Here is an 18,698-nt window from a genome sequence, read left to right as displayed (position 1 = left end):
GTTATCACCATGGTGAACCCGCATCGGTGCATTACAGCTTGGCGGCGTATTACCACTTTTTGTTGAGTAAGCGGTCGATGCTCAATGCGCCAGGGCCACTGACAAACAGCAGTACGTAGCCGCCGGCAATGGTGAGATTTTTCATGAACATCAGCTGGTTGACGCCTTGGGAAAAGTCACTATGGAAAATGAATGCGGTCAGCAAAGTGAATACAGCGGTAGCAATTGCAGCCGTGCGGGTCAGCAAGCCGAACAGTACAGCCAGCCCGCCGCCCAGTTCCAGCAGAATGGTTAACGGTAGCAGCGCGCCGGGAACGCCCATAGCCTGCATATATTGTTGTGTCGCGGCATAAGATGCTCCGAGTTTCCCGTACCCGGCGGCAATAAACAGAATAGGCATCAGGATTCGAGCGAGCAGTAACAGGGCATTCTCAAAATTTTTCATTAATTTTCTCCAATCATCTCTTAAATGGAAATGGCAATAAAATTACGTTAATTCAGCGTAACTAATCTTGGTTGCACACATGTTATGGAGAAAGGAGAGTGGGTTCCAGCAAGTAAAATTGTTGTTTTATGTCAGAAAAATTGATGTCTGTGGCGGCAGGCGAGTGTTTAAGGTCTGGGCAACAAGTGCTGTACCAGTTTTATCGTGCTCCATAGATTACCGGCTCGCCGTAACCAGCGTAATGTCCGGTGCGGTGAGCGCAACCCCAGCAGCACCAAGAGCGGCAGCGCCAGCGGTAAATAACGGCAAACTCTTTCCCAGCGCTGCCAGCAGTAGTCGTAAGGCGCGGTAATAGTTAGATAGCGTTTTTTTTCTTTCGTCAGCTCCAGACGTTGTTGCTGAATAGCTTGCAGCAGTAAGGATTTCTCTGTGGCAAGCTGCCGTTGTCGGTTCATTCCGGTTTGTTCTCCAGTAGGGAACGGTCTGCGGCCAGTTCATTACGTGTTGCCTGCAACAGGGTGGAGCGGCGCACGCGCACTATTGTCCAGCCGCCGATGATTAACGCCAACATCAGGAACGCGGCGGTGATCCCCCCTAGCGCAACCAGACGCCACGCTGGATCCAGGCTCCAGATAATCAGAGCGACCAGACTGATCAAACCCAGGGTCGCCAGCAATAGCGTCAAACCGACCATCAACAACAACTGAACCAGTAGAATTTTTTCCTGTTCCAGTTCAACAACAGCCAGCCTGACTCTGGTTTCTACTATCCCGACCAGTAAAGAGAGGATCCTTTGTAACGATCCGATAGCTGCGCTGGCTGGCCCTTGGCGTTGCGGTTCCGTCATCGTGGATTACCGGCGGCTCAGCAGCAGACCAAGCACGATGCCCACTGCAGCGCTGAACCCGACGCTGGTCCAGGGGTTGGTGCGAATATAGGTCTCTGTGGATTGGGCGGCTTCGCGTGTCTGGTTGATAATTTGTTCACCAGTGTTATCCAGTTTTTCCCGTGACTCTTTGAGTACTGCCTCGGCTTTGTCACGCAGTTTTTCCATCTCAGCCTTGGATTTTTCACTGGAAGATCGCAACACTTCTTCGAGAGTGTCGGCCAGCGAGCGGAGTTCCGCACGCAGTTGTTCTGAATCGGATTCTTGTGCCATGTGAACGCTCCTTAGTTTGGTGAGTATCACCATCAACTATAGTGTAAATTTTCCTCTCTGGAAGGAGTGCGCGTGTGGATTATTCTGATAACGCATTGTAATAAATAATGAATTTATTTAACTGATAGCAGTTTTTGCCTAAGCAAGGAAATGATGTGCTGATGTGCTGATGTGCTGATGTGCTGATGTGCTGATGTGCTGATGTGCTGAAAAACTCACCCTAGTTTGAATGGTTGCTGGCTTAATTTTTGGCGCCAGATCGGGATGGCGTCGGGCTGCCGGGCTATCACGCTGGCCTGGGGAAGCGCTGATTTTAGCACCTCACTGGCGGCACGGCTTTGCTCGGGAGAAGAGAGCCGTACAATAATACTGTCGTCTTCCGGTGTAATACTTTTAATGCCGATGCCGTGTTCGTTCAGGCGCTGATAGATGTAAAAACCGTCCGGCAAGGCTGCGCCTTGATGCTGTGGAATGATATGCAACGTGACGTCATCCGCTGTACGGCGAGATGATGTCACCAGCACGACCAATGGCAGCAGAAGCAGCAATAGATGGAAAACAAATCCAGTTTTCATCCGACGGTTGATCATCGTTAATTTCCTTTTTCGCGAGGCACCATGCGTTTTTTCCGCCATAGAACAAGCAGAGAACCCGCTAACCCCACTAACAGCAATACGAGCGGTAACAGCATCAAACAGGACATTAACTGGTCTTCATACTTGCGAAATACCGGGCTTTTCCCCAGCGCAAAACCGAGAGAAACCAGAATAGTGACCCACAAAAAACCGCTCATCCAGTTGAAGAGCTGAAAACGAGCGTTATTCAATCCAGACAACCCGGCAATCGTGGGTAACAATGTGCGCACAAATGCCAGAAACCGGCCCATCAACAAGGCAGACAGTCCGTGACGATGGAACAACCGGTGTGCCCGTTGATGATAGTGTGCAGGAAGATGTGACAACCATCCTTGAACAACGCGCGTATTTCCCAGCCATTTACCTTGCAGGTAGCTCATCCAGCATCCCAGACTGGCCGCACTGGTTAACAGTACAATAGTGAAAGGGTAATTCATGGTGCCTTTGGCGACCAGGACGCCCACCAGAATCAGCAGGCTATCGCCCGGCAGAAACGCCGCGGGCAGCAGGCCATTTTCCATAAACAAGATCAAAAACAGCATAATGTAAATTGTCCAGACCAGTTTGGGATTAGCCAGGACGTCAAAATTCTGATGCCAGAGTGCATTCAACAGTTCTTTAACAATATCCATCTGGTGTTCCTGTACTGCGGTGTTAGGGCTGTACGGCTAAGAACCAACCCCCTGCCGGTGATGCTTACTGAAACTGAACCGGGACCGATGTCGGACACGGCGTACTGCAGGCCGAAAACTGTTGTGTATGCCGGGAAGCGACACAACACGGCGCTGACTGTTCATCGGATGGCGTACTCCGTCACGCGCTTGCACGTCTGATGAGCTGTTTATCCGTGTCCTGCCGATGGAATATGCAGTTTTACGCTTTTATTCTGATGAATATCCTTAACTGAACGAGCCTGAACATCAACCGGATGTTCATTTTGGCTGGTTGACCCTAACTGTGGGCTCTCAGGCGTAAAAAAAGTGCACTAACTGTAACAAAACGTCTGGACGCGAGATAGGAAAATATCACATATCTTTGGTCTGTAACTGACTGTTTATTGGGGGAAGGTTGTGAGTTCCGTCATATTTTACACATACTGACAGAACTCGACGTTGGATAACGTTTTTACCTCCATTGAAGGCGAGGCGTGCGTGCCGGCTTAGGATTTGCCGTTGGTGATGTATTCCAGATGGACGACGGGGTTTTCAGCGAACATGTAACGGTCGACATTGAATTCGAAATCATCCGTGGTGGCGCGGAACAGCATCTGTTTGGTGTTTTCAAGGTGTTGCCACATCGCCAGCTTAGCGGCATAGGGATCCTTGCGAATCAACGCCTTGAGGATCTGATCATGATCTTCGCACCAGCTTTCGATCGACTTGTCGTCAATATGTTCGTGCAGTTTGCGCCAATAAGGGTTATGAACGCGCTGACTCCACATTTTTTCAACGATAGTCGCCAGTGCCGAGTTCTGGGTGGCCAGTGCAACCTGAACATGGAACTTCAGATCCCATTGAGAATCGCGGAAGCGATCTTCTTGGCGGGCATTTTCCTGAATTTCCATCAGTTGGATAATATCCTGACGAGTCACCTGAGTGGCGGCAAACTCGGCAATGTTACTTTCGATAAGCTGGCGAGCCTGTAGCAGTTCGAAGGGGCCGGTTGTGACAAAATCCGCATCGCCGTTGGGCGAAACCAGATGGCGTTGCTGGTTGGAAAGTACATGAATGCCCGAGCCTTTGCGTACCTCTACATAGCCTTCCACCTCCAGCATGATGATGGCTTCACGCACCACGGTACGGCTTACATTCATTTCTTCTGAAATGTTACGTTCGGCAGGCAGTTTTTCGCCGACCGGATACATTCCGTCCTCTATGCGTTGTTTGAGTTCAGCTGCCAGTTGCTGGTACAGCCGTCGGGATTCTGTCAGTGCCATATTGCCTGCTCTTAAGATAGAAAGCGTTTCCTGAGGTAAGCCTATCTCGTTAAAGGTGAACATCAATTTCAGGCGGATAGCCTGGTTCGGGATGAATTTGTTATACCACTTTATCACGCATTACAGCCAATAGCTGTGTGATAGTTAACGATTGTAATGATGCGCGGGAGAGAGGAGTCATCCGGCATCGCATGATACCGGATGATGGGGGAAAATCGGAAATCTATCAGTGTTGTTGCGCGATTTTCATATCATTCGTTTGCTGGGCATTGAGCTCAGTGGCTGGGCGGTTTTTCAGTACCGTCCAGATGACAATGGCGGCCAGAAGATCGAACACAGCCAGCACGGCGAACAGCGGACTGAAGCCAATGGTATCGGCCAGCGCGCCGACGACCAGCGCAAACAGCGTACTGGCGGTCCAGGCAGCCATTCCGGTCAGGCCGTTGGCGGTAGCAACCTCATTACGACCGAACACGTCGGAAGATAGTGTGATCAGCGCACCGGACAGAGACTGGTGGGCGAAACCGCCGACGCACAACAACGCGATGGCGACATACGGGCTGGTGAACAGGCCGATAGTGCCAGGGCCGATCATCAGCAAGGCGCCCATAGTGACCACCATTTTGCGCGAGACGATCAGGTTAACCTTGAAGTATTTCTGGAACAGCATCGGCAGATAACCTCCCAGCACGCAACCCAGGTCGGCGAACAGCATCGGCATCCAGGCAAACATGGCGATTTCTTTCAGGTTAAAGCCGTAAGCTTTGAACATGAACAGCGGGATCCAGGCATTGAACGTCCCCCATGCCGGTTCAGCCAGGAAGCGCGGCAACGCAATGCCCCAAAACTGACGGTTACGCAGGATCTGCCAGGCGGACATTTTTTTGCCGTTGCCGGATTGATGCTGGGCTTCCTGGCCGTTCAGGATGTAATCACGTTCTTCATTGCTGAGTTTTTTCTGGTCTTTCGGGTGTTTGTAGAAGTAAAGCCAACTCAGCGCCCACAACATGCTAAGCACGCCGGTGATGATGAACGCCATCTGCCAACTGTGCGCCATGATGGCCCAGACCACCAGCGGCGGCGCCAGCATGCCACCTATTGAGGAGCCGACGTTGAAGTAACCGACTGCGACGGAACGCTCTTTGGCCGGGAACCATTCGCTGCTGGCTTTCAATCCTGCGGGGATCATGGCGGCTTCAGCCATACCTACGGCGCCGCGTGCTATCGCCAGCCCACCCCAACTATTCGCTAACGCGGTACCGGCGCAGAACAGCGCCCACAGAGTGGCGAACATGGCATAACCGACCTTGGTGCCCAGCAGGTCAAGAATGTAGCCTGCCACCGGCTGCATGATGGTATAGCAGGCAGAGTAGGCGGCGATGATGTAGGAGTATTGCTGAGTTGTGATGTGCAACTGTTCCTGCAACGTTGGCGCTGCTGCTGCAATCGCGTTACGTGTCAGGTAGCCCAGAATGGTGCCGATAGTCACCAATCCGATCATGTACCAGCGCAAGCCTCTAATTTTACGCATTTGGAAATTCTCTCCGAGTTAATTCACCGCTAACTGGTTATGCCAGTTGCGATAATGTGTAGACCATATCGAACGTGGTGGGACGCGATTTTCCCTGTTCAAACATTTTTACTGTCGTATCGGGTACATCGTTATGCGGCGGCCCGGATGATGTGCCGCCGTGCTATCCCGCTGGCTCAGTTCGTCAGCAATCCGCTGCGCCTTGCTCTGTTTTTCATTGGTGTCCAAATCTCGTCATTTGGTCTTACATGTTTGAGATTGAACGGCATCGTTATGCCGCGCTACAATAATTTGTCATACCAATTTAAAAGTTGAGTGATATCACAAAACCATTATTTTGTTATGGAATAAAATGAAGCCGGCCTATTGAGTGGGGTTTTAGGGGGGTGTATGCGTAAAAATGGTGACAAGGGAAGCGTTTTAGGTCATTTTTGCGATCATGACCTCACTAATGATATTGGTTATCTAAGATAATTGGTGTGATATCTTTTCAACGACGCCAAGTTGGGTTGGCAAATGTGTAGTGTGAGGATGCAAACATGCCCCAGTTTTTAAGTGAAGATTTCTTGTTGGATACGGAATTTGCTCGTCGTCTTTATCATGAGTTTGCAGCAGACCAGCCGATTTTCGATTACCACTGCCATTTGCCGCCTGCGCAGATCGCTGAAAATTATCGTTTCGCGAACCTGTATGATATCTGGCTGAAAGGTGATCATTATAAGTGGCGTGCCATGCGCACCAATGGCGTCCCTGAGCGTTTATGCACCGGAGATGCCAGTGACTGGGAGAAATTCGAAGCCTGGGCCGCGACGGTTCCTCATACCATCGGTAATCCGCTTTATCACTGGACCCACCTTGAATTGCGCCGTCCGTTTGGCATCACCGGGACGTTGCTGTCGCCGTCCACCGCCAAAGAGATTTGGGATCGCGGCAATGCGTTGCTGGCGCGTGACGAGTTTACCGCTCGCGGCATCATGCAGCAGATGAACGTAAAAATGGTCGGTACTACGGATGATCCGGTCGACGATCTGCAACACCACAGCGCTATCGCTGCGGATCAGACGTTTTCCATCAAGGTTCTGCCGAGCTGGCGCCCGGACAAAGCCTTCAATATTGAACAGGCCACGTTTAATGACTACATGGCGAAACTCGGTGAGGTTTCTGATACCGATATTCGCCGTTTCAGCGATTTGCAGGCCGCACTGGCTAAACGTCTGGATCATTTTGAAGCGCATGGTTGCAAAGTGTCGGATCACGCGCTGGACGTCGTCCTGTTTGCCGAAGCCGATGAAGCGACGCTGGACGGCATTCTGGCGCGCCGCCTGTCGGGCGCAGAATTGAGCGATCACGAAGTTGCACAGTTCAAGACCGCTGTGCTGGTATGGCTGGGTGCCGAGTACGCGCGTCGCGGCTGGGTGCAGCAGTATCACATCGGCGCGTTGCGTAACAACAACCAGCGTCAGTTCAAACTGTTGGGGCCGGATGTGGGCTTCGATTCCATCAACGATCGCCCGCTGGCGCAGGAGCTTTCCCGTCTACTCAGCAAGCAGAATGAAGAAAACCTGCTGCCGAAAACCATCCTGTACTGCCTGAACCCGCGTGATAACGAAGTGCTGGGCACCATGATCGGCAACTTCCAGGGCGAAGGCATGCCAGGCAAGATGCAGTTCGGTTCCGGCTGGTGGTTCAACGACCAGAAAGACGGCATGCAGCGTCAGATGACGCAGTTGGCGCAGTTGGGCCTGCTGAGCCGTTTCGTCGGTATGCTGACCGACAGCCGCAGCTTCCTGTCCTATACCCGTCATGAATATTTCCGTCGCATTCTGTGCCAGATGATCGGCCGTTGGGTGGCCGATGGCGAAGCGCCGGCAGATTTGCCGCTGCTGGGCGAAATGGTGAAAAACATCTGTTTCGACAATGCCAAAAACTATTTCGGCATTGAGTTATAAGCAAAAAGGGAAAGCGGGCACCGTTGCGGGTCCGCTTATTTATGTTGTGATTTCGGGCTGGCGCAGGGTGCTGAATCTGCCGCCCTGGCGCTGTCGTGCTGACCTGACGTTTGTACTGACTGGCGTTTGTCCCGAATAGTGTCGTGTTTCGAGGTAGCTTGTTAATGCAAACGCTGAATCGTCGTGATTTTCCCGGCCGTCGTCACCCTGACCGTGTTATTCAATTTGGTGAGGGCAATTTCCTACGCGCCTTTGTGGACTGGCAACTGGATCTGTTGAATGAACATACCGATCTGGATGCCGGCATTGTGGTGGTTCGTCCGATCGATACCGATTTTCCTCCCGCGTTGGATACCCAGGATGGTCTCTATACCACCATTATTCGCGGTCTGAATGAACAGGGCGAAGCGGTGCGCGAACCGCGTCTTATCCGCTCCGTCAATCGTGAAATTAATATTTACCGTCAGTTTGATGACTATCTGGCGCTGGCGCATGACGCCAATATTCGTTTTGTGTTTTCCAACACCACGGAAGCGGGCATCAGCTACCATGCCGATGATCGCCTGACCGATACGCCGCCGGTGAGTTTCCCGGCCAAGCTGACCCGCCTGCTGTTCGAGCGTTTTAATCATTTTAATGGCGCCGTTGATAAAGGCTGGGTGCTGCTGCCGTGCGAGTTGATCGATTACAACGGCGAAAAACTGAAAGAGCTGGTGCTGCGTTATGCCGCGCAGTGGGAACTGCCGGCGGCGTTCACCGCCTGGCTGAATGAGCACAACACATTTTGCTCAACGCTGGTGGATCGTATCGTCACCGGCTACCCGAGAGCGGAAGTGGACACGTTGCAACAGGAACTGGGGTATCAAGATACGTTTCTGGATACCGCCGAATACTTCTATCTGTTTGTGATTCAGGGGCCGCAATGGCTGGCGGAAGAACTGCGCCTGAATAAGCTGAACCTGAATGTCCGTATCGTGGACGATATCAAACCGTATAAAGAACGTAAGGTCGCCATTTTGAACGGTGCGCACACTGCGTTGGTGCCGGTGGCGTTCCTGGCCGGCCTGAACACCGTGGGGGAGTCGATGAATGATGCCCAAATCAGCCGGTTTGTCGAAACCACTATCGCCGAAGAGATTGTGCCGGCGCTGGATCTACCGCATGACGAGCTGGCGTCGTTTGCTCAGGCGGTACTGAGCCGGTTCCGTAACCCGTTCATTCAGCACCAGTTGTTGTCGATTGCCCTGAACGGTATGACCAAATTCCGTACCCGTATCCTGCCGCAGTTGCTGACCTACCGTGAGCGTCAAGGCGTGCTGCCGCGACGTTTGACTTTCGCACTGGCGGCGTTAATCGCCTTTTATCGTGGCGATCGCGACGGCGAAAGCTACCCGTTGCAGGACGACGCGCATTGGCTGGAGCGTTATCAGGCGCTGTGGAATGGCGTCAAAGCCAATACCACGACACTGGCCGAGGTGGTGAATGCGGTACTGAGTGATGCGGAACATTGGGAACAGGATCTGACCAACGTTCCCGGTCTGGCCGCCCAGGTTACTGAACAATTGCAGGCTATTGTTGAGCGCGGAATGCGTGCTGCTGTTGAAGGTTATTGCTAATCGCGAAAGGTTTTATCCATGCAAAGCATCATCAAAATTCACTCGTTGGACAATGTCGCCGTCGCGTTACGCGATTTGGCACAGGATGAAACGGTCTCGATTGGCGATCTGACGTTGACGCTGGCGCAGCCGGTGTCGCGTGGTCATAAGTTTGCGCTGACGGCGATTGCGCCGGGCGCGATGATCGTTAAGTACGGTTTGCCGATCGGTCATGCGATTGCGCCTATCGCTCCCGGCGAGCACATCCATTCCCAGAATGCGAAAACCAATCTGAGCGATCTGGATGAGTACCAGTACCAGCCGGAGTTGATTGCACAGTCGTCGCAGATGCACGACCGTGAAGTCCACATCTATCGCCGCAAAAACGGCGATGTCGGTATTCGCAATGAACTGTGGATTTTGCCGACGGTGGGCTGTGTGAACGGTATTGCCCGTCAGATTCAGCAACGTTTTCTGAAAGAAACCCATGACGCCGAGGGCATTGATGGCGTCTTCCTGTTTACTCATCCATTCGGCTGTTCCCAACTGGGGCAGGATCATGAGAACACCCGGACGATGCTCCAGAACATGGTGCGTCATCCGAATGCGGGCGCGGTGCTGGTCATTGGATTGGGGTGTGAAAACAACCAGGTGTCCGCGTTTCGCGATACGCTCGGCGAATTTGATGCCGAACGAGTCAGCTTTATGATCTGTCAACAGCAGGAAGATGAGGTAGAGGCCGGGCTGGAGCGGCTGCATCAGCTGTATCAGGTGATGCGGGAGGATAAGCGCGTACCAGGCAAACTCAGCGAATTGAAGTTCGGTTTGGAATGCGGCGGCTCTGACGGGCTGTCTGGCATTACGGCCAATCCGCTGTTGGGACGCTTCTCCGACTTTGTTATCGCCAACGGCGGTACCACTGTGTTGACCGAAGTGCCGGAGATGTTTGGCGCGGAACGCATTTTAATGGGCCGTTGTCGTGATGAGGCCACGTTTGAGAAAACCGTGCATATGGTCAATGACTTCAAACAGTATTTCATTGAGCATAACCAGCCGATCTACGAAAACCCTTCGCCGGGCAACAAGGCGGGCGGCATCACGACCTTGGAAGAAAAGTCGCTAGGTTGTACGCAGAAAGCCGGGCAGAGCCAGGTAGTCGATGTACTGAAATACGGCGAACGTCTGAGCATGCCGGGGCTGAATCTGCTGAGCGCGCCGGGCAACGATGCGGTGGCGACCAGCGCGCTGGCGGGGGCCGGGTGCCATATGGTGTTGTTCAGTACCGGACGCGGTACGCCTTACGGTGGTTTTGTGCCGACGGTGAAACTGGCGACCAACAGCGAACTGGCAAAGAAAAAACCGCACTGGATTGATTTCGATGCTGGTCGTCTGATCCATGACATGCCGATGGATGAACTGTTGTCACAGTTTGTCGATCTGATTGTCGAGATCGCTGATGGCAAGCAGGCTAAAAATGAGCTCAATGATTTCCGCGAACTGGCGATATTTAAGAGCGGCGTAACATTGTAAACATTGTGGTTTTTACATAAAATAAAACGGCGTTTCATATTAGAAACGCCGTTTTATTTTTATGCACTCAGTTCCGAGGCTGTAATCATGACACTTTACGAGTTTGCCCAGGCTGTGGGTGTACTGGCGTTTTTTGTCGGTATCACCATGTTTTTTAACCGAAATGAGAAAAAATTCAAGCTACAGCTCTCTATCTATAGTGCAGTTATTGGTGGGCACTTTTTCCTGATGGGGGCGAACGCCGCAGGCATGAGCGCCGTGCTCAACGCCCTGCGTACGTTAGTGACCCTTAAAACCAGCAATATCGCCGTCATGTTTGTGTTTATCGCCTTGACGTTGGCGCTGGGTATTCCTGGGGTCAGGCATCCCGTGGAAATGCTGCCCATCATCGGAACGATTATCAGTACCTGGGCGTTATTCCGAACTCACGGATTAAAAACCCGTTGTGTGATGTGGTGCGCGACGGCCATGTGGGTGATCCACAATATCTGGTTGGGTTCGATCGGCGGTTCGCTGATTGAAGGCAGCTTTCTCATCATGAACGGCTTTAATATCATTCGGTTCCGCCGCATGCAGCTGCGCGGGATTGACCCTTTCAAGGTAGAAAAGGCGGCGCTGGCGAAAAGAGCCTGAGCCGCAGATGTGTTAACGCCGAGCCACAACGCAGGGCATGCCCCTGCGTTGTGGTGATGGCTCAACGCTGGCGTTGACGGCGGTTGACCCAGATATTGATGAGTATAGTGACGGTCAGTATCGCGGCGACGACGCCGAGCGAAACGGCAACCGGAATATGCACCAGATCGATGATCACCATCTTGACGCCGATAAACACCAGGATCACGGCCAGCCCGTATTTTAGCAGCGAGAATTTTTCCGCGACGCCGGCCAGCAGGAAATACATGGCGCGTAAGCCCAGAATGGCGAACAAATTCGACGTCAGTACGATGAACGGATCGGTGGTGACGGCGAAGATGGCCGGAATGCTGTCTACCGCGAAAATGACATCGCTGATCTCTACCAGAATCAGCACCAGTAGCAGCGGTGTGGCATAGAGCAGCCCGTCTCTGACGACGAACCATTTTTCACCGTGCAGAGTATCGGTAATACGCAGGTGGCCACGTAGCCAGCGGACAACCGGCTTATCGCCAATCGCTGCGCCGTCTTCTTTCGCCAACGCCATTTTCAGGCCGGTAAACAGCAGAAACGCGCCGAATAGGTACAACAACCACTGGAACTGCGTTACCAGCCAACTGCCGGCGAAGATCATGATGGTACGCAGTACAATCGCACCCAGAACGCCATAAATCAGGACTTTGCGCTGGTATTGCGCCGGGATGGCGAAATAGCCGAACAGCATCAACCAGACAAAGACGTTATCCACGGCCAGCGCTTTTTCGATCAGATAACCGGTGAAGAAAGCCAACGCCTGGACATCTGCTACTTCCCGCCCAACTGTCGTGCTGAGGTACCACCAGAATGCGGCATTGAACAGCACGGCGAGCGCCACCCAGGTCAATGACCATGCGGCTGCCTGCCTGAATGTCATCACGGTGGCGCCTTTGCGCCGCTGGTAGAACAGATCGATCGCCAGCATGATCGACACAATCAAGGAGAAACTTCCCCACAACAGAGGGGTACCTATCGTCGTGACCATAACCCTATTCCTCAGTCAGAAAACAAAAACGGCCCGTGTCAGAAGGCACCGGCCGTTTGCGCTTAAATTGCAAATGTACCTCGCCTTCCGGCAAGGTCTCACTTACAACTTAATGTGGAATACTCATTAAGGTTGCCCGGCAACCGGGTGCGTAATGCACCGTAATGACGATTGACCGGCGAGAAGTTACTCCCCTTTGCGTGGTTAAAGATAGGTGAAATCTCCGGGAGGATCAAACCGCCTGCCATCGGTATGGCGGCCTGATGCGCAGTCGTGGATATTTGTCGGGAAAAAAGGCGCTTTCATCAGGAAAAATCATTTACTGGAAGGCGAATTTAGGGGATAAACAGCGCCGGATTGTGTATGACAGGAGTGGCTATGAGCCAATTTGAGCTGGAGAATCGCAGCCTGAGTCTGATTCGTTACCCGCAGGTTGATGCGCAGTCGTCGTTGCAAGCGTGGGATGCGGCGGATGAATATTTGCTGCGCGAACTGGCGGCCCTGGAGATTGCGCCGGGGCCTCTGCTGGTTTTCAACGATGCGTTCGGCGCGCTGGCGTGCGGGCTGTATGCGCATAATCCTTACTGCATCAGCGATTCTCTGCTCAGCCAGCTCGCAACCCGACACAATTTGGCCCTCAATGGCTATGGGCTGGAGGGCGTCACGTTGCTTGACAGTTTAGCGCCTCTGCCGGAATCCCCCGCGTTGGTGGTGATCAAAGTGCCGAAGACGCTGGCGTTGCTAGAGCACCAGCTTCGTCAATTGCGGCGGGTGGTTACACCGCGAACGCGCGTACTGGCGGCGGCAAAAGCCCGTGATATTCATACCTCGACACTGGATCTGTTTGAACGGATCTTGGGGGAGACACGTACCTCTCTGGCCTGGAAAAAAGCGCGTCTGATTTTTTGTCAGCCGGAAGCGCAGACGGTCGCTGAAGATGACATGGTGTCGGTCTGGCCGCTGGATGAACTCGGTTATCAAATCCACAATTACGCCAATGTTTTTTCGCGCAGCGGGCTGGATATCGGCGCCCGATTCTTTATGCAACATTTGCCTACCGGATTGGATGGAAACATCGCGGATTTGGGGTGTGGCAATGGCGTCGTCGGCCTGGCGGCGTTGAAGTCTAATCCATTGGCGACAATGAGTTTTTTCGATGAGTCCTATATGGCGGTGGCATCCAGCCAGCGGAATGTGATGACGAACTGTCCTGACGATGCGCCGCGGTGCCGGTTTGTGGTGAATCATTCATTGTCAGGCGTCGCTCATGATAGCCTGCAGGCGGTGTTGTGCAATCCGCCGTTTCATCAGCAGCAAACCATCACGGACGATATCGCCTGGCAGATGTTCCTTGATGCCCGCCGTTGCCTGAAGGTCGGCGGCGAGTTAAGGATTGTGGGCAACCGCCATCTGAATTATTTCCACAAGCTCAAACATCTGTTCGGTAATTGCGAGAATGTTGCCAGCAACGCCAAATTTGTGGTGTTACGCGCTGTGAAGAGCGAATGTCGGCGACGTTAAACACTCTGCTCCGTGGCGCAGGATGCGGCTGAATGGTTGCGTCGATGGTAGGAACAAGGTTTGTTGCGATGCCGCACTGTTATTATAATTCGCAGGTTAAGTAAGCGAAGGAATCACGATGTGTATTGAAGAGTGGGAAACTCGTCTGGAAAACGCACTGCTGTCGTTGGAGGAGAGCGTTAGGCGGCAGCAACAAAACTGGCGGCAGGACTATCAGCGTCTGCATTTGCAACTGGCGCAAGCACAGCAGCGTGAAGCGGATTTGTGTGCTCGCATCAATGAGTTGGTGACGCGGGTGAATTTAATGGATGATTCTCCTGAACGTAATCCGCTGCTGCAAAAAGTGAATCTGATTCGAGCCCATCTGGATGCGCTGGCGAAAGAAGCGGCAGCATTTAAACGCTCGCTGCCCTGAATATTTTCAGGGCAGACAATAGATATGTTGATGTCTGGCATGTTGCGAGTTGCAGATGTGTTGATTTCTTTTTCTCATCCCATTTACATATTTGATCCGTCTCCTGGCGATTTATTGCGGCGGCATCTTCCTGCAATGTGAATTATTCAAAATATAAAATATATTTTCGGATAATGATTTTGCGTGTTTTTTGCTTATTATTTATTTGTTTGATTTTTAAATAGATACATTCACCCTTCGTTGTGTAGTAGGTGAGTAAATAGAATGAAAATGAGAGGGTTAATTAACTGTTGTAGGGTATTCCTGTCTGAATGATCAGATATGTCTAAAAAAGAGAAGTTTTCTTTTTTATTATTTAATTATTGCAGGAGAAATATTATGGCATACCCTAATTATGGTACTTCTGGAATGGTGGGTTTTGCAAAAGCAGGTAGCACTACGGGGGGGACAGGCGGAACAGTCGTCACTATTACCAGCCTGAGTGATTTGAAAACGCATATTGCCGGGACGGATGCGAAGATTCTGGTTATTAATGCCAATATCAGCGCCAGCTCTCTGACCAAGGTATCGATGGGAGCGAATAAAACCATTATTGGATCCTATTCTAATAATACCCTGACTAATATCCATTTTCGCACTACGTCGAGTTCTAATAATATTATTTTCCAGAACCTGACAATTAAGCACACAAGCTCTATCAACGGTAACGATGATATTCAAGTTTACCTGACGCATGGGAATAAATACTGGCTTGATCATCTGACTTTCCCTGGTCACTCCTATACGCTGACCGACGGTGGGTTGGATAAACTGATTTATGTCGGTGAGAAAGCAGATTACGTTACTATCAGTAACTGCCTGTTTAAAAACCATGAATATGGGCTGATTTTCGGATATCCGCAGGATGGCAGCAGCTATGTGTCAACTTACGATGGTTATCCGCATCTGACCATTTGCCATTGCTATTTCAGTAATGTTTATGTTCGTGCGCCGGGGTTGATGCGGTATGGCTATTACCACGCTTACAACAATTATATCGATCAATACCATCTGGGATTTACGCTAGCGCAGAATGCCAAGATCGTGTCCGAATATAACTATTTTGGCACAACCAGCAGCACCAACGGCATGCTGGATGATAAAGGCACCGGAACATTTACCGATACCGGCAGTACGCCGTCGATCACCAATCAGTCATCATCAGCCAGTAAGTGGACGCCTTCATCCAATTACAGCTATACGTTGAAAACGGCTTCAGCGGCAAAAACATTTGCGCAGAATTATGCCGGTGCCCAAAGTTCCAGCCTGACTTTTGGGGGGTAATTAGATCGTTGATTAAGGACTAACGGGCTGGCGACAGCCCGTTTTTTATCGTCTCAATATTTACCCTTACAGAATATTTCCTCTTTCTCCACAATTCCGTTAATTGTGAATAATACCCTTTCATAATTTTACCCTTACTCGCACTACCTGAAATTTGCCCACGTATACTGCATTGCAACGGTTGAATAACGTGTCAGCCAATAAAGCCATAACGTGAGGAAAGAAATTATGTCTAAATTAATTGCGGTTATGTTTGCCTCTGCTTTAGCCCTGGGTGCCACAGGCGTTGTCTATGCGCAGGGAAATGCCGCTATGGATTCATCAGCGCCGATGATGCAGCACCATCGCGGTGAACACGGTGGAAAAGGCATGGAACAGGATATGATGTTCCGTGGGTTGAACCTGACGGAAGAACAGAAACAGAAAATGCGTGATATCGTGCAGAATACACGTAAAGGGGAACGTCCCTCCGTTGAAGAACGTCGTGCTTTTCATAGTCTGATTGCCTCCGACAGCTTTGATTCGGCCAAAGCCCAAGGTCTGGTGGATAAGATGACGGAAAACAAAAAAGCCCGTTTGCTGCAGCGTTTGGAAATCCAGAACAAAATGTATAATGTGCTGACGGCGGAACAGAAAAAAGTGTTTAACGATAACTTCGAAAAACACATGAATGAACCGATGCCGCCAAAAGCGCCTCAGTAATTTCTCCACTTGCGCCCCGCAATACTTGTGAAGATTGCGGGGCGTTTTCGCAACCAATAACGGCTATAGATACTCTACATAATGCGAGTTGCAGGAAGGCGGCAACGCAGCGAATCCCCAGGAGTGCATTCACGTCAGTGACGGGGGGAGCGAGGAAAGCCAACACACCAGCAACCTGAAGTCTGTCGGGTATATACCCTATTCATTATTTCCTTTCTTTCCCGATAATCCTTTCTGTTCCGATAAGGTATCGGCGGCTGCACTCCTCCCGCGTTATACCAATGCGCCATGTTATTCAGCACGTCAGCGTGCGCAGGCGCTATGCCGAGTACGCATCGCAGGTAAATTATTCAATAGTGCATAAATTTCACCGGCATAGTGCAGGGGAATTTTGCTTTATCCTGCTGGCGGCGAGGGCATCATCCGATTGATGTCACCAATGCATGGAGTTATATATTTCATTTAAATCAATATTATATGATTTTTTTCGTTATTTCCCTTGCTGAACGTCCCCTGCTAGACGGGCCGTTGGTACGCATTTTGCTGTACGCCTTATTGGATATGAACAGCGTCTCGCCGTGATAGACGGCGCTAACGACGGGTATCAACCCGCAGCCATTTTCAACAGGGAAACTGCAATGCCGAAATATTCACGTTCTTCCCGTAACTTCATGTTGGTTGGCGCTTTTTGCGCGCTGGCCCTTGGCAATACTCTGGTTCAGGCTTCCACACTGCGCATCGCGATGACGGCGGCGGATATTCCGTTGACGCTCGGCCAGCCCGATCAGGGGTTTGAGGGGAACCGTTTCACCGGTATCCCCCTGTATGATGCGTTGGTGGAATGGGATCTGTCGCAAGGGGAAAAGCCCAGTGGGTTGGTGCCCGGGCTGGCGACCGAATGGCACGTGGATCCGGCCAATAAGAGCCGCTGGATTTTCACCCTGCGTAAAGGCGTGAAATTTCATGACGGTACCGATGTGAATGCCGACGCGATTGTCTGGAACGTCGCCAAGGTATTGGACAAAAATGCCCCGCAGTACGCGCCGGGGCAGATAGGCAATACGCTGGCGCGGATGCCGACGCTCCGAAGCGCGGAGAAAATCAACGACGACACCGTCGTGCTGGTGACGTCCGAACCGGATGCGTTGCTGCCGTATAACGTAACCAACCTGTTCATCGTATCCCCCACCGCCTGGCAGAAATATTTTGATGCGGTGCCGGCCTCTGCGGGGGATAGCGCAGCGCGCAGCAAACAGGCGTGGACTGATTTTGCCGCACATGCGGTAGGCAGTGGGCCGTTTGAGCTGGAAAAACTGGTGCCGCGTCAGCAGTTGATCCTGAAAAAGAACCCCGATTACTGGAACAAAGATCGCGTTCCCCGCGTCGATCAAGTGGTGCTGATCCCGTTACCGGAAGCCAACGCCCGTACCGCCGCGTTGCTTTCAAAACAGGTGGACTGGATTGAGGCGCCCGCGCCGGATGCGGTAGCGCAAATCAAGGCGCAGGGATTCCAGATTTACGCCAACGCTCAGCCGCATCTGTGGCCGTGGCAGTTCTCCTTTTTGGAGGGATCGCCGTGGAAAGATATTCGGGTACGCAAGGCGGCGAACCTATGCCTAAACCGCGGTGAACTGAAAAGTTACCTTGGCGGCTATATGAAGGAAGCCACCGGTGTTTATGAAAGCGACAGCCCGTGGCACGGTAAACCGACGTTCGAGATCAAATACGACCCGGACGCCGCCCGTAAGCTGATGAGCGAAGCCGGGTTCAGCGCCGGCAAACCGCTACACGTGACGGTAGCGACGTCCGCTTCCGGTTCCGGCCAGATGCAACCGCTGCCGATGAACGAATATATCCAGCAGAACCTGAAAAGCTGTTTCTTTGATGTAGACATCAAAGTCACTGAATGGAACACCCTGTTCACCAATTGGCGGCTGGGCGCGAAGGATCCGGCGTCTAAGGGTATTGACGCTATCAACGTCAGCGCGGCAGTCGCCGATCCCTATTTCGGCATGATCCGCTTCGCCACCGAGAAGGCCTTTCCGCCGGTCGCCACCAACTGGGGGTTTTTCTCAACGCCTGAAACCGAAACCCTTATCGCTCGGGTGAAACAGGCCTTTACGCCGGCAGAGATGGATGCGGCGGCTGCCGAGCTGCATGCCGCAATTGTCGATCAGGCGCCATTCCTGTTTGTGGCGCATGACGTCGGCCCGCGTGCTATCTCCCCGGCAGTGACCGGCGTGGTACAGCCGCAAAGCTGGTTTATCGATCTGGCGCTGGTCAGCAAGAAAGAGTAACGGCAC

Annotated in this window: 18 protein-coding genes; 9 read left to right on the top strand and 9 right to left on the bottom strand. The window is 52.0% G+C overall.

From position 1 onward, the window contains the following. Nucleotides 1-49 precede the first annotated feature (49 nt). The 8 genes from HEP82_RS08885 to HEP82_RS08850 all read right to left on the bottom strand — a co-directional run bounded on the left by HEP82_RS08885 (nucleotide 50) and on the right by HEP82_RS08850 (nucleotide 5,706). Nucleotides 50-445 (bottom strand): DoxX family protein, encoded by a 396-nt coding sequence (locus tag HEP82_RS08885; RefSeq protein ID WP_192457739.1) that lies wholly within the window; start codon nucleotides 443-445, stop codon nucleotides 50-52. 167 nt (nucleotides 446-612) lie between these two features. Then, nucleotides 613-900 carry a YqjK family protein gene (locus HEP82_RS08880; protein ID WP_192457738.1) on the bottom strand — a complete coding sequence of 96 codons (288 nt, stop codon included), beginning with the start codon at nucleotides 898-900 and terminating at the stop codon, nucleotides 613-615. Next, a complete protein-coding gene (locus tag HEP82_RS08875; protein WP_192457737.1) occupies nucleotides 897-1,292 on the bottom strand; it encodes a phage holin family protein in 396 nt (131 codons plus the stop codon). The genes HEP82_RS08880 and HEP82_RS08875 overlap by 4 nt, the downstream gene beginning before the upstream one ends. A gap of 6 nt (nucleotides 1,293-1,298) precedes the next feature. After that, nucleotides 1,299-1,604, bottom strand: a complete 306-nt coding sequence (locus HEP82_RS08870) for a DUF883 family protein (protein ID WP_015855051.1) — start codon at nucleotides 1,602-1,604, stop codon at nucleotides 1,299-1,301. A 215-nt stretch (nucleotides 1,605-1,819) separates the two neighbouring features. Then, entirely contained in the window at nucleotides 1,820-2,194 is a 375-nt protein-coding gene (gene mzrA, locus HEP82_RS08865) for an EnvZ/OmpR regulon moderator MzrA (protein WP_015855050.1), read from the bottom strand. 2 nt (nucleotides 2,195-2,196) lie between these two features. After that, the gene (locus tag HEP82_RS08860) at nucleotides 2,197-2,871 is read right to left on the bottom strand and encodes a DedA family protein (RefSeq protein ID WP_015855049.1); all 675 of its coding nucleotides are present in this window, start codon (nucleotides 2,869-2,871) and stop codon (nucleotides 2,197-2,199) included. A 527-nt stretch (nucleotides 2,872-3,398) separates the two neighbouring features. Next, nucleotides 3,399-4,175, bottom strand: coding sequence for a transcriptional regulator ExuR (gene exuR / locus HEP82_RS08855; RefSeq protein WP_015855048.1), 777 nt, complete (start codon nucleotides 4,173-4,175; stop codon nucleotides 3,399-3,401). A 226-nt stretch (nucleotides 4,176-4,401) separates the two neighbouring features. Next, nucleotides 4,402-5,706: an MFS transporter gene (locus HEP82_RS08850; protein ID WP_192457736.1), complete on the bottom strand. Its 1,305-nt coding sequence runs from the start codon at nucleotides 5,704-5,706 to the stop codon at nucleotides 4,402-4,404. 539 nt (nucleotides 5,707-6,245) lie between these two features. Here HEP82_RS08850 and uxaC point away from each other — a divergent pair. From uxaC to HEP82_RS08830, 4 genes are all read left to right on the top strand, one after another. Then, a complete protein-coding gene (gene uxaC / locus HEP82_RS08845) occupies nucleotides 6,246-7,655 on the top strand; it encodes a glucuronate isomerase (protein ID WP_015855046.1) in 1,410 nt (469 codons plus the stop codon). A 164-nt stretch (nucleotides 7,656-7,819) separates the two neighbouring features. Continuing rightward, the gene (locus HEP82_RS08840; RefSeq protein ID WP_192457735.1) at nucleotides 7,820-9,271 is read left to right on the top strand and encodes a tagaturonate reductase; all 1,452 of its coding nucleotides are present in this window, start codon (nucleotides 7,820-7,822) and stop codon (nucleotides 9,269-9,271) included. A gap of 18 nt (nucleotides 9,272-9,289) precedes the next feature. After that, nucleotides 9,290-10,780, top strand: coding sequence for a UxaA family hydrolase (locus HEP82_RS08835; RefSeq protein WP_015855044.1), 1,491 nt, complete (start codon nucleotides 9,290-9,292; stop codon nucleotides 10,778-10,780). A gap of 87 nt (nucleotides 10,781-10,867) precedes the next feature. Further along, nucleotides 10,868-11,413, top strand: coding sequence for a YgjV family protein (locus HEP82_RS08830; RefSeq protein WP_015855043.1), 546 nt, complete (start codon nucleotides 10,868-10,870; stop codon nucleotides 11,411-11,413). 61 nt (nucleotides 11,414-11,474) lie between these two features. On the opposite strand, the gene HEP82_RS08825 is transcribed toward HEP82_RS08830, so the two are convergent. Beyond that, nucleotides 11,475-12,434 carry a TerC family protein gene (locus HEP82_RS08825; RefSeq protein ID WP_015855042.1) on the bottom strand — a complete coding sequence of 320 codons (960 nt, stop codon included), beginning with the start codon at nucleotides 12,432-12,434 and terminating at the stop codon, nucleotides 11,475-11,477. A gap of 378 nt (nucleotides 12,435-12,812) precedes the next feature. Between HEP82_RS08825 and rlmG the strand changes: the two genes are divergently transcribed. From rlmG to HEP82_RS08800, 5 genes are all read left to right on the top strand, one after another. Next, entirely contained in the window at nucleotides 12,813-13,955 is a 1,143-nt protein-coding gene (gene rlmG / locus HEP82_RS08820) for a 23S rRNA (guanine(1835)-N(2))-methyltransferase RlmG (protein ID WP_015855041.1), read from the top strand. A 118-nt stretch (nucleotides 13,956-14,073) separates the two neighbouring features. Continuing rightward, a complete protein-coding gene (locus tag HEP82_RS08815; RefSeq protein WP_015855040.1) occupies nucleotides 14,074-14,370 on the top strand; it encodes an MbeD/MobD family mobilization/exclusion protein in 297 nt (98 codons plus the stop codon). A gap of 321 nt (nucleotides 14,371-14,691) precedes the next feature. Then, entirely contained in the window at nucleotides 14,692-15,693 is a 1,002-nt protein-coding gene (locus tag HEP82_RS08810; RefSeq protein WP_225622384.1) for a pectate lyase family protein, read from the top strand. Between the two features lie 228 nt (nucleotides 15,694-15,921). Beyond that, nucleotides 15,922-16,395, top strand: coding sequence for an ATP-independent periplasmic protein-refolding chaperone Spy (spy, locus tag HEP82_RS08805; RefSeq protein WP_192457734.1), 474 nt, complete (start codon nucleotides 15,922-15,924; stop codon nucleotides 16,393-16,395). A gap of 671 nt (nucleotides 16,396-17,066) precedes the next feature. Next, nucleotides 17,067-18,692, top strand: a complete 1,626-nt coding sequence (locus HEP82_RS08800; protein ID WP_407938279.1) for an ABC transporter substrate-binding protein — start codon at nucleotides 17,067-17,069, stop codon at nucleotides 18,690-18,692. Nucleotides 18,693-18,698: the final 6 nt, after the last annotated feature.

The organism is Musicola keenii (assembly GCF_014855505.1).
Lineage (GTDB): Bacteria > Pseudomonadota > Gammaproteobacteria > Enterobacterales > Enterobacteriaceae > Musicola > Musicola paradisiaca.
The sequence above is the reverse complement of the archived record's forward strand: the minus strand, read 5'-3'. Positions and strand labels throughout refer to the sequence as shown.

Bases quoted from the DNA above. Each gene is read 5' to 3' on its own strand.
- HEP82_RS08885 (WP_192457739.1), bottom strand. From the start codon at position 445: ATGAAAAATTTTGAGAATGCCCTGTTACTGCTCGCTCGAATCCTGATG.
- HEP82_RS08880 (WP_192457738.1), bottom strand. From the start codon at position 900: ATGAACCGACAACGGCAGCTTGCCACAGAGAAATCCTTACTGCTGCAA.
- HEP82_RS08875 (WP_192457737.1), bottom strand. From the start codon at position 1,292: ATGACGGAACCGCAACGCCAAGGGCCAGCCAGCGCAGCTATCGGATCG.
- HEP82_RS08870 (WP_015855051.1), bottom strand. From the start codon at position 1,604: ATGGCACAAGAATCCGATTCAGAACAACTGCGTGCGGAACTCCGCTCG.
- mzrA (WP_015855050.1), bottom strand. From the start codon at position 2,194: ATGATCAACCGTCGGATGAAAACTGGATTTGTTTTCCATCTATTGCTG.
- HEP82_RS08860 (WP_015855049.1), bottom strand. From the start codon at position 2,871: ATGGATATTGTTAAAGAACTGTTGAATGCACTCTGGCATCAGAATTTT.
- exuR (WP_015855048.1), bottom strand. From the start codon at position 4,175: ATGGCACTGACAGAATCCCGACGGCTGTACCAGCAACTGGCAGCTGAA.
- HEP82_RS08850 (WP_192457736.1), bottom strand. From the start codon at position 5,706: ATGCGTAAAATTAGAGGCTTGCGCTGGTACATGATCGGATTGGTGACT.
- uxaC (WP_015855046.1), top strand. From the start codon at position 6,246: ATGCCCCAGTTTTTAAGTGAAGATTTCTTGTTGGATACGGAATTTGCT.
- HEP82_RS08840 (WP_192457735.1), top strand. From the start codon at position 7,820: ATGCAAACGCTGAATCGTCGTGATTTTCCCGGCCGTCGTCACCCTGAC.
- HEP82_RS08835 (WP_015855044.1), top strand. From the start codon at position 9,290: ATGCAAAGCATCATCAAAATTCACTCGTTGGACAATGTCGCCGTCGCG.
- HEP82_RS08830 (WP_015855043.1), top strand. From the start codon at position 10,868: ATGACACTTTACGAGTTTGCCCAGGCTGTGGGTGTACTGGCGTTTTTT.
- HEP82_RS08825 (WP_015855042.1), bottom strand. From the start codon at position 12,434: ATGGTCACGACGATAGGTACCCCTCTGTTGTGGGGAAGTTTCTCCTTG.
- rlmG (WP_015855041.1), top strand. From the start codon at position 12,813: ATGAGCCAATTTGAGCTGGAGAATCGCAGCCTGAGTCTGATTCGTTAC.
- HEP82_RS08815 (WP_015855040.1), top strand. From the start codon at position 14,074: ATGTGTATTGAAGAGTGGGAAACTCGTCTGGAAAACGCACTGCTGTCG.
- HEP82_RS08810 (WP_225622384.1), top strand. From the start codon at position 14,692: ATGTCTAAAAAAGAGAAGTTTTCTTTTTTATTATTTAATTATTGCAGG.
- spy (WP_192457734.1), top strand. From the start codon at position 15,922: ATGTCTAAATTAATTGCGGTTATGTTTGCCTCTGCTTTAGCCCTGGGT.
- HEP82_RS08800 (WP_407938279.1), top strand. From the start codon at position 17,067: ATGTTGGTTGGCGCTTTTTGCGCGCTGGCCCTTGGCAATACTCTGGTT.